Raw genomic sequence first — 10,291 nt, 5'->3', positions numbered from 1 at the left:
GGATGCCCAGGCCCGCCTCGCGCTGTTCAACCTGGAATTGCCGCAGATCCTCGACAGTCGCGGTATCGGGAGGACGGCCAAGATAAGTGGCAAACCGAGCGACATGGCGCACATAGTCGAACTGGGTGTCAGTGGGCGTGTAATTCTCCGCGAATGTGGGCTTTGAAAATTCCCTTGTTGGATGACCTGCCGCCCAAGCTGCCGGGGTTATGGACGTCGCCCGATTGAGCAGCGGCCTGGGCGAGACGCAGCTGCGGGTCCCGGCCGCGCAGGTTGGTGGTCATGTCTGCGCGCGCGATGCCCGCCTTCTGGACGAGATCGAAGGGTTTGCCCGCATCGACCGCACCGAGCTGGCGCGTGTCGCCTAAAAGGACAAGCCGCCGGACGCCGGCAAGGTTGGCCAGTGTCACGAGGCGTTCCTTGTCGTGGTTCGAGACCATCGAAGCTTCGTCGAGGACCAGCACCCGGTCGCCGAGCGCATCCTTCGCTTCAGCCTGAAGACCGGCATTGCCTGGGTCTTCCAGCAGTGGCGCCCAGCTCTTGAGCAGCCGAGCCAAAGTCATCGAGGTGATGCCGGTATCGCGCTCCAGCATCTGCACCAAAGTGTTCTGAACCGCGAGCCCGATGATCTCCTTGCCTTCCTCACCGAGGATCTGCGCCACGGGCTTCAGGACACTGCTCTTACCGGCACCTGCTACACCTTGGATGGCGATGGTGCGGTGGGTCGATGCCAGGATCACCCGCGTTCGCCCGATCGCGCATGTGCCGCGCTGCCTCGCGCAAGGTGTAGAAGGCGCCGTGCTGGTTGACGTTGAGCAGGCTGTGGTAAGTCTCGGTAGTCAGGTCGGCAAAGGACGCCGCGCGGCTCGAGAAGCCGGCATTCGCGAATACGCAATCGACCCTGCCGAGCGCGGCCAGGCTCGAGGCGAAAGCGGCAATGACGGCCTCCTCCTCGGCGACGTCCACGGCCTCGTGATGGACCCGCCCGGCACCGGCCTGCTTGAGCGCTGCGAGCGCCTCTGCATTGCGCTTGGCCCGGCGCCCCCAGACGATCACGTCAGCGCCCTGACGCGCGCACCCCATCAGGAATCCAAGACCGATGCCGCTGTTGGCCCCCGTCGCGAGCACGACCTTGCCGGCCAGATCGAACATCCCGCGGCTCATGCCAGCGGCGCCTTGGCGACGGGATGCACTTGCAGATAGTCCGCGAAGTACGGGGTCATGTCGTCGCGAGTCAGGCCCCACTCCTCATAGGAATAGAGGTGCTTTCCGTGCTTGTTCTGGGGGTTCTCCGCGAGCCACCGGGTCATTCCACTCTCCGCCTCGGGATTGAAGGCATCTCCCAGCCAGCGGTAGAGCCGGCGCATCTCGGCGACGGGGTCGCCGATGAGCGTGTCGTAGTAGAGGTGGTAGAAATCGCCGGGTCGTTCGCGGCTCACTTCGAGCGGCCGCGCCAGATGCAAGGCGAATTGCAGCGGGAAATGGCGCCGCATGTACTCGGCCCCGGCATCCACCTCGGAAAACGCCCGCGTGGCCCCACGCATCCCGAACGCCGAGGCCGCGGCGGCGTAGGGATCGCGGTGGGTCCAGACAACGCGCGCATCGGGGAAGGTCTTGAAGATCTGGCGCACGAACAGTGCGTCCGACGGCATCTTCAGCACCCATCGGCCCGGGTTGGTCGACTGGAGGATCTGGAGCGCGCGCTTTCGATGGGCGAAGGCTGATTCCATGTCCGTGAACAACAGCCAGTCGTGATAGGTCGGCGTCGTCGTGGTGACCGCCAGCATCATCGAGCGGAAGTCCTGCGCGACAAGGTGAACGCATTCGGTGGGGCTGTCACCCGGCTCGAAATGCGCGGCGGCAACCTTGGCTGCGGCCTTGAGGATGCCCTCGTCCTTGGCGACCTCGGCCAGGCAGCGCGGGTCGGAGCGGAGGGCTCCGGGCGCGGCCGGGGGCGCCAGATTGTAAGCTTCCCATCTAAGCATGGAGCGCACCGCGGGATCGGACTCGAACAGGTAGCTGAGCATGGTCGTCCCGGTCCGCGGCATGCCGAGGATGAACACCGGCCGCTCGATCGGGGTGCTTGCCAGGTCCGGATGGCGCCGATGCCAGTCGTCGACCACTATGCGCGAGGCCAGGCAATCGACATAGCGGTTGCGCACGCTCGCCCACCCCCGTTCGGTCAGACGGTTCTCGCGCGCATGATCGCGCAGCAGGATCCCGAGGCCCTCACGCCACGAGCCGGAGTCCGGATCGGGAAGGCCGCCGGTCTTGCCACGGGCGCCTTCGAGAATCTCGTCAAGGGTCAGGTTCATCGGGCTTCCATGGTGTCTGGCTTGGAGGCGACAACGAACACGAGCATCCCCTGGCTTGGCAACACGAGGGAATGTCGCTTGATGGACACTCTGTTCCGTGTCGGCCATGATCGTCATGAGCCTGGAGCCGGCAGGCGCTGGACGCTTGCAGGGCGCGCACCCTGCCGAGCAAGCGTGGCGTCAGGTTGGGAAGGAGAAAGCGGGTGGCGCAGCAGGAAGGATTGTCGCACGGGACCTTGCGAGCGGCCCGCATGGTCCAGTCCGGCCGTGACCAACAGGCAGCGATCGACCGCGGTGCCGGGATCTGGGAAGCGCGCGGCGTGGGCAACAGCTATCTGGTCACGACGTCCGACGGCAACGTGCTGGTCAATGCCGGGACGCTGGCCGATGCGCGGCGCGCCCAACCGCTGTTTTCCGCAGTGTCTGCGGCGCCTGTGCGCAGGATCGTGCTGACCCAAAGCCACGCCAACCAGTACGGCGGGCTGGAAGTCTACAAGACACCCGAGACCGAGATCATCGCTCACCGGCTGCACCCAGAGGAGCGGCGGACCGCCGCGATGCTGTCCGAGCACTACCGCCGCGGCTCGCGCCGCATCTTCGGCGCGATCACCGGGCGGACCGAGGACATGGTGCCTACCATGGAGATTGCACCCGACCGGCTCGTTGGCGACAAGGGTTATGCCTTCGATCTCGGCGGCCGGCGGTTCGAGCTCATCTGGACGCCGGGCGGGGAGACTCGTTCGGCGCTGATCGTGTGGCTCCCGCAGGACCGGATCGCGATCGTGGGCAACCTGTTCGGCCCGCTGTTCGGCAATCACCCGAACCTCAACACGCTGCGCGGCGACCGGCCGCGCTCGGCACTGGAATTCGTCACTTCCGTGCGCCGCCTGCGAGACCTCCGGCCCGTTCTGATGCTGACCGGCCACGAGGTGATCGAGGGCGAGGAGCACATCCTGGCCCAAACCGCTCGCATTGCCGATGCGGTGCAATGGGTTCACGACCGAACGATCGAGGGCATGAACGCCGGCAAGGATCTGCGCGCACTGATGCGCGAGATCCGCACCCCGCCCGAACTGACACTCACCGAGGAGTACGGCAAGCTGGCTTGGAACGTCCGGGCGATCTGGCACGAGTACACGGGGTGGTTCGACCCGGCCCGCGGCACGACCGAGCTCTATGCCGTTCCACCGTCCAGGGTTGCCCCTGCCTTGGTCGAGCTCGCCGGTGGGTCGGATAGGATCGTCAAGTGCGCAGTTGGTTTCCTGGACCGCGGCGAGCCGCTCGAAGCGCTCCACCTCATCGATATCGCTCTGGCGGCAGACCCTGCCTCGCCCGTGGCGCGAACGGCCAAGCGTGATGCTCTGCTGCTGCTCGACCGCCAGACCGGCGGGCACAACCTGTGGGAGCGCCGCTGGATCGCATCGGAAATCGAGCTCCTCGACCGGTGATGGAGGACGAAGGGGAGCCAATCGAAGCTGACCCCACGGCTCTGTGGGGCAATCCTCGGCTTGGCCTCGACCCACGGCTGAAGATCGAGGCTTCTATCAACCTGGCGGACGCGATTGTCGTCATAGCCCGGCTCAATCATGCGCAACCGGCATGCCATCGGTTCCGTCGGGACGAAGTCTACTGGCTGGACCTGTGCCTGACGCCGCGCCGACCGAACGCTCTCGGCCGCTACACCGATCATTGGGGCACGGCCCGGTTCGCTCAGCTCGGCTCCCTGCTCGCGTTTCCTCCGCAACAGGCACTCGAGCTGCGCAGTCCGGGCGGACGGCATGCCTCTCTCATATGCGCGCTGCGGGCGGACAGCGTCGAGCGGTGGTTCCCGCCTGACTTCGCCTGGACGGACCGCCGGCTCGAGGCGACGCTAAACATCGCCTGCGAGGTGCTCGTCCAGTTGATGACCAGGCTCAATCACGAGCTGCGCAATCCGGGAGAAGGGCATCGTGAGCTGTGCTCCGTCATCGTGCAGCAGATCGCGATAGAGCTGGGTCGCTATCTGGGTGCGGCAAGCGAGCCTGATGAGCGCGGAGGTCTGGCCGCATGGCGGCTCAGGCTCATCGAGGCACGTTTGTCAGACCCGGAGCAAGCTCATCCGAGCGTTCAGGACCTGGCGGCGATATGCCGTCTGTCCCAGCGTCAGTTCGCCAGGGCATTCCGCGCCAGCCGGGGCTGCTCCCCCGCGGACTATCTCGCTCAGGTCCGGATCGAGAGCGCCAAACGCCGCCTTTACACGGCAGAACCACTGGCCCGGATCGCCGCCTCGCTCGGTTTCGCAACGCAGTCGAGCTTCTGCGCAGCTTTTCACAAGGCGACTGGAGTGACACCGGGGCAGTTTCGGAAGCGACTGGGCACGGGTTAGTCCCTTAGCACGACTGGCAAACCTGCAGGCGATCGGCACCGAAGCGATGCTGGCTCGCGCGCATGGCCAAACCCGTGCAACGAATGAGCGTGAGGCATAGCTGACCAGGCAGGCTTGAGCGCGAAAAAAGCTGAAGCGGACATCGCGCTGCCTCCGGCAAGGCCGTGCAGGCGATGTCACGGACCACCGGTCCGATCGCCGCAGCGAAATCTGAGTTGATAGCTTGTTGCGGGGCGCCGGGGTGTTAGCCCTGTGAAACAACACCTTGTTCGCTCGGGAGTCCCGGATGTTCCACGCCCGCAAACTGTGCGGCACCATCTGCGCGATCCTGGCGCTTGCCTGCGAGCCGGGTATCGTGCCGGTGCATGCCGAGGAGCCCACGCAGGTGCGCGCGATCGATGTCTCCCGGCTGCCCTTCGTCCGCCAGACCGACGAGCGCTTCCAGTCCTACCAGATCGGCTTCTCGCACCTGACCGGGGGCGAGACCTGGAAAGCCTATGATGCCATGCCCAAGGGCCGGCAGGCTGCGGACTTTGCGGAGGTCCGCGAGGCGCGCGCTGCCGCGAACCTCAACACGCGGCGGATGCGCAACCTCACCAAAGCACTCGCGCCGCTGTACATCCGCTATAGCGGCACCACTGCCAATTCGGTCTACTTCCACAACAGCGACAGCCCGCCGCCGGCAAAGGTGCCCGAGGGCTTCACCGTCCTCCTGACCCGCGAGCGCTGGAAGGAAGCGCTGCGCTTCGCCCGCTCGGTCGACGCCAAGGTGCTGACCAGCTTTGCCAACAGCGCGGGCGTCCGTGACGACAACCATGCCTGGACGCCGAAAATGGCGCAGGAGTGGATGGCCTATACCCGGTCGATCGGCAGCCGGATCTATGCCGCAGAGCTGTTCAACGAGCCCAATGCGCCCGAGCCGCCGCGCATCCCCAAGGGGTTCTCGGCGGACGATTACGCTCGTGACTATGCGGCCTACCGCGCCTTTATGGCGAAGGCGGCACCCGGCGTTCGCCTGGCCGGTCCGGGCAATGCCATGCTGGGTATCGGAGTGACCCTGGGCACGCCGCCCGAACAGTACGCCGCTGCCGCACCCAGGCCGCAATGGGACATCGTCTCGTACCACTTCTATCCGGCCTTGGCCCAGCGCTGCGCGCCGGCGACTTCGCCACTGGGCATGAGCGCCGATCGCGCGCTCAGCGAAGAGTGGCTTGCCCGCCCCGACGCGGAGCTTGCCCGGTTCAAGGCCCTGCGCGACCAGTATGCCCCCGGCGCCCCGATCTGGCTGACCGAGACCGGCGGCGCGGCCTGCGGCGGGCTGATCTGGCAGCCGACCTTCCTCGATGCGTTCCGCTACGCCGACACCCATGCCCGGCTGGCCAGGGGCGGGCTCGACGCGATGTTCACCCATGCCCTGATCAGCGGGAGCAACGGGATCATCGACGAGAAGACGCTCGAGCCCAACGCCAGCTACTGGCCAGCGGTCCTGTGGCGCAGGCTGATGGGCCAGCGCGTGCTCGACGCCGGGCCGAACCAGGCGGGGCTGCACATCTATGCCCACTGCCTGCGGGGCAGCCGCGGCGGCGTTGCGCTGCTGGCGCTCAACATGAAAGACGGGGCCGACGCCGTTTCTATCAAGGGCCGGGCCAGGGTCTATGCGCTGACGGCCCCGGGGCTGGAGAGCAAGGCCGTCCTGCTCAACGGTCGGCTGCTGACCGTCGGCAAGGACGACCGCATGCCCCCGATGGCGCCGCGTGCCGAGTCCGGCCGGATCGAACTAGCGCCCTACAGCGTCACGTACATCGCCATACCGCAGGCCAACAACGCCGCGTGTGGTGCTTGACCCTGGGATGTGCCACCGATGACGGAGCAGATGCTCGATCTGACCTCGAACCGCCGGACGATCCTGAAGGGCGCAGCCGCTCTTGCCGGGGTCGCCGGGCTGAGCCCCTTCGGCCTGCCCCGGGCGCTGGCAGGCGACCAGCCCGACTGGGTCTGGCAGCCGATGCGATGGGTTCAGATCAACTTCACCGATGACGACCCCGGCCGCTACGATCCGCAGTTCTGGCTCGACTTCATGCGGCGCACGCAGACCCATGGGGTCTGCCTCAGCGCGGGCGGCATCTCGGCATTCTACCCGACCGAGGTCCCGTTCCACCGGCGCAGCCCCTTTCTCGGGGCGAGCGACCCGTTCGGGGATCTGGCCAAGGCGTGCAAGGCCATGGGGCTGCGCGTTCTCGCCAGGGTGGATCCCAGCGTGGTCCATGCCGATGCTCTGGCCGCCCATCCTGAGTGGGTCGCCCGCAGCGGCGACGGCAAGCCGCGAAAGCACCCCGATGATCCGGCCCTGTACCTCAGCTGCCCGAACGGGCCCTTCAGCTTCGGCTGGGTGCCCGAGGTCATCCGCGAGATCATGAGCCGATATCCGGTTGACGGGATCTTCGGCAACCGCTGGTCGGGTGGTCATGTCGGGATCTGTTACTGCAATGTCTGCAAGACCGAGTTCCGGGCCGCGACCGGCCTGGACCTTCCCCCGAACCTGCTCAACCGGCGCGACCCGGCGCTGATCGCCTACAACCGCTGGAGTGACGCCAAGCGCTTCGATCAGATCCAAGCCTACAACGCGGCGGCGCGGGCCATCAATCCGCAAGCCCTGTTCGCCCCGGGGTCGTCGTGGCAGCGCCTCGACCCCAAGCGGCTGCGCACGAGTTTCCGCGCCATCTACGCCGACCAGCAGCAGCGCGCCGCCGGCAATCCTGTGTGGTCCGCCGGACGCGGGGCCAAGGAAGCAGCCTGCATCATGCAGGGGGCCGGCCCGATCAGCGGCAGCGTCAACGTGGCGCAGATGGAGTTCAAGGACTCCGTCCAGTCGATCGACGAGACCCTGACCTTCCTCCACGACGGCATGGCCCAGGGTTTCCGGCCCTGGCTGATCAAGTTCAAGGCCGAAGTCTTCGACAAGCGCTGGGTCGCGCCGATAGAGCAGGCCTTCGCTTGGCATGCGCGCAACGAGCGGTACTTCCGCAATACCGACAACCTCGCTGATGTCGCCGTGCTGCAATCGCTGCAGACCAATTCGACCTATCGCTCCGGCGGCAGCGTCAACCTGCAGCCGGTTAGCGCGATGACCGCCGGAGGCAACGAGGCGGCCCTCAACGGAGCCTACCAGGCGCTGCTCGAGGCACGGGTGCCATTCAGCCTGGTGGATGACCGGGATCTCGATCCCGCGATCCTCGACCGCTACCGCGTGATCCTGCTTCCCAACATCGCCTGCCTGTCCGACGCCCAGTGCGACAGCATCCGCCAGTACGTGAGGCGCGGCGGGTCCATCGTGGCCTCCGGAGAGACCTCGCTCTACACCGAGGACGGAACCGAGCGGACAAACTTCGGCCTCGCCGACCTGTTCGGCTGCGACTATGCGGGGCAGGTCGATCGCAAGGTCGAAAACTCCTACATCGGCATCCACGGCCCACACCCGTTGACGGCCGGGCTCGACGATACGCCGCGGATCGTGGGGGGCACCCGCATCGTCCGGGTGAAGTCGGCGAACGTCCCGCCGCAGAACCCGCTGAGGCTCATCCGCAGCTACCCCGACCAGCCGGCGGAGGAAGCCTACCCGCGCGAACCCGCCTCGGACGATCCGATGGCTTTCGTCCGCACCTTCGGCCAGGGCCGCGTGGTCTATTTCCCGTTCAACCTGGAGCAGTTGTTCTGGGAACAGGGCCCGCGCGATCATCTGATCCTCCTGCGCAACGCCGTGACATGGGCGTCGGGCCGACCGCAGCCGATGACGGTCTCGGGAGCAGGCCTGATCGACGTCAGCTACTTCCGGCAGGAGCGGTCACTGGCTGCCCATCTGGTCAACCTCAACAATCCTTCTGCCGTCCGTGGATACATGCACGAGACCGTGCCGGCAGGGCCCTTCGTGGTGAACCTCGAGCTGCCGAACAACACCAGACCTTCGCGGATCAGGCTGCTGGAGGCGGATCGGAACGCCACTTTCCGGCAGTCCGGCTCGCGCTTGACCGTTACCGTGCCGCACGTGGCGCTGCATGAGGTGATCGCGGTCGACATTATCCCAGCCCAGGTAAAGAACACACGTCGAGAGCCAAAGCCAACCACGTTGCTCGGGTTGAGCTGGAGGCATCGGGACGAAGATCTGCCGGTTACGCCCGGGCAGTGCGACCTCAGTAAGGGGCATCATTTGCCGTCGGCATGAACCGCGCCGGATCAGCTGATGCCCGTCTGCGGCTTATCCCGAACAGCCGTTAATCGGATCTTCTCAGGACGAAAGCGAACGGCGCCATCTGGTTCGGCATACGTCAGCGATCCTCCCATGTCGTCGACCAGGCGTTCTCCAAATGGCCGTGTTGGCCATTGGAGAACGATCATGGAGATGCCTGAAACAGCAACCAACGCCACCAAGCGCCCCGTCTGGAACGCGGGTAGAACCGTCGGCGCCAAACGTGCCCTGAAGCCGAAGCAAATCTGGGAGATCAGGTTCTATCTCAACCAGCGTCGCCGTCTGAGGGATCGAGCACTGTTCGACCTCGCCATCGACAGCAAGCTTCGCGGGTGCGACTTGGTGCAACTGAAGATCGCCGACCTTGTCAGCGGCACACAAATCCGCACGCGGGCAATCGTGATGCAGCAGAAAACCGGGCGTCCAGTCCAGTTCGAGCTCCTAGCAGATACCCGGGCCAGCCTTCTTACGTGGCTTGACCGCCGGTGCGGCACCATCGACGACTACGTCTTTCCCAGCCGCGTCGATCGCAACGGACATCTCAGTACTCGCCAGTACGCCAGGCTCGTCGACGAATGGGTCACAGGGGTGGGCTTGGTGAGTAGCGAATATGGCACTCATTCACTGCGACGCACGAAGGCCTCGATCATCTACAGGGCGACCGGCAACCTGCGTGCCGTCCAGATACTTCTCGGCCATAGCAAGATAGACAACACCGTCCGCTATCTCGGCATTGACGTGGAAGATGCGCTCGCTCTCGCTGAGAACACCGAGATCTGAACTCATCGGCTCCCGTGTCCGGTGACGGGCTGGGTGCGGGAGTTGGGACTTGTACGAACCCGCTGGCGCGGGAGTGGTGCTTGCCTTGAGGTCAGCCCGCTGATCTGCAGCCTGGTCGAAGTTGAGGTCTGCGGCGAGTAGGCAGACGATCGCGGCTCCTTTCAACCAAGGAGTCGTACGATGACCAACGTTCTGTCCGATGCCCCCGCCAGCTCGCTGCGGCAACGCATGATCGAAGACATGAACATGCGCCGCTTCGCCCGGAAGACCCAGTTGTCAACGGGCACCGAAGTTTCCCTGGATGTGGGCGCCTAAAAATCCCTGGCTGGCGGTTCTTATTTACCGGTGATCAGCCGTAGTGTTGATCGAGTTGCTCCCGTTTTGGGGGACGGCCTCGCCGGCGCGGTGGTGGTGCTGATTGGTACGCCGCCGCGTTTCGGAGATTCTCCGGGACGAGCGCGGTGTAGCGCGACAAACTGGATGAGGATTGCGCGTCAATCAGGATGAGAATGTGATTGTCGCGGCGCGTCGATCAGTGCCTGTTTTGATTGTCGCTGGCAAGGTCGTCGTTCTCATCCTGATTGTCGC

The 10,291-nt window shown here is 65.5% G+C and carries 8 protein-coding genes and 2 pseudogenes; 6 read left to right on the top strand and 4 right to left on the bottom strand.

Annotation, left to right across the window (positions count from 1 at the left end):
- From H7F49_RS19710 to H7F49_RS18415, 4 genes and pseudogenes are all read right to left on the bottom strand, one after another.
- Nucleotides 1–127 (bottom strand): annotated as a pseudogene (locus tag H7F49_RS19710) (integrase); the annotation flags it as partial.
- 85 nt (nt 128–212) lie between these two features.
- Nucleotides 213–737, bottom strand: a pseudogene (locus H7F49_RS18425) (AAA family ATPase); the annotation flags it as partial.
- On the bottom strand, nt 682–1,152 hold the full coding sequence (locus tag H7F49_RS18420; protein ID WP_185685030.1) for an SDR family NAD(P)-dependent oxidoreductase: 471 nt from the start codon (nt 1,150–1,152) through the stop codon (nt 682–684). The gene H7F49_RS18420 and the pseudogene H7F49_RS18425, both read right to left, overlap by 56 nt.
- 8 nt (nt 1,153–1,160) lie before the next feature.
- Entirely contained in the window at nt 1,161–2,315 is a 1,155-nt protein-coding gene (locus H7F49_RS18415; protein ID WP_185685029.1) for a sulfotransferase family protein, read from the bottom strand.
- Between the two features lie 203 nt (nt 2,316–2,518).
- Between H7F49_RS18415 and H7F49_RS18410 the strand changes: the two genes are divergently transcribed.
- The 6 genes from H7F49_RS18410 to H7F49_RS19845 all read left to right on the top strand — a co-directional run bounded on the left by H7F49_RS18410 (nt 2,519) and on the right by H7F49_RS19845 (nt 10,018).
- Nucleotides 2,519–3,763, top strand: coding sequence for an alkyl sulfatase dimerization domain-containing protein (locus tag H7F49_RS18410; RefSeq protein ID WP_185685028.1), 1,245 nt, complete (start codon nt 2,519–2,521; stop codon nt 3,761–3,763).
- Entirely contained in the window at nt 3,763–4,680 is a 918-nt protein-coding gene (locus H7F49_RS18405; RefSeq protein ID WP_185685027.1) for an AraC family transcriptional regulator, read from the top strand. The genes H7F49_RS18410 and H7F49_RS18405 overlap by 1 nt, the downstream gene beginning before the upstream one ends.
- 286 nt (nt 4,681–4,966) lie before the next feature.
- A complete protein-coding gene (locus H7F49_RS18400) occupies nt 4,967–6,523 on the top strand; it encodes a hypothetical protein (RefSeq protein ID WP_185685026.1) in 1,557 nt (518 codons plus the stop codon).
- An 18-nt stretch (nt 6,524–6,541) separates the two neighbouring features.
- Nucleotides 6,542–8,899 carry an alpha-amylase family protein gene (locus H7F49_RS18395; RefSeq protein ID WP_185685025.1) on the top strand — a complete coding sequence of 786 codons (2,358 nt, stop codon included), beginning with the start codon at nt 6,542–6,544 and terminating at the stop codon, nt 8,897–8,899.
- A gap of 171 nt (nt 8,900–9,070) precedes the next feature.
- Entirely contained in the window at nt 9,071–9,703 is a 633-nt protein-coding gene (locus tag H7F49_RS18390) for a tyrosine-type recombinase/integrase (protein WP_185685024.1), read from the top strand.
- A 180-nt stretch (nt 9,704–9,883) separates the two neighbouring features.
- Nucleotides 9,884–10,018 (top strand): hypothetical protein, encoded by a 135-nt coding sequence (locus tag H7F49_RS19845; RefSeq protein WP_268958996.1) that lies wholly within the window; start codon nt 9,884–9,886, stop codon nt 10,016–10,018.
- Nucleotides 10,019–10,291 lie beyond the last annotated feature (273 nt).

The sequence above is a fragment of the Novosphingobium aerophilum genome, assembly GCF_014230305.1.
In the GTDB taxonomy this organism is placed as follows: domain Bacteria; phylum Pseudomonadota; class Alphaproteobacteria; order Sphingomonadales; family Sphingomonadaceae; genus Novosphingobium; species Novosphingobium aerophilum.
This window is presented reverse-complemented; position numbering and strand designations above follow the sequence as displayed.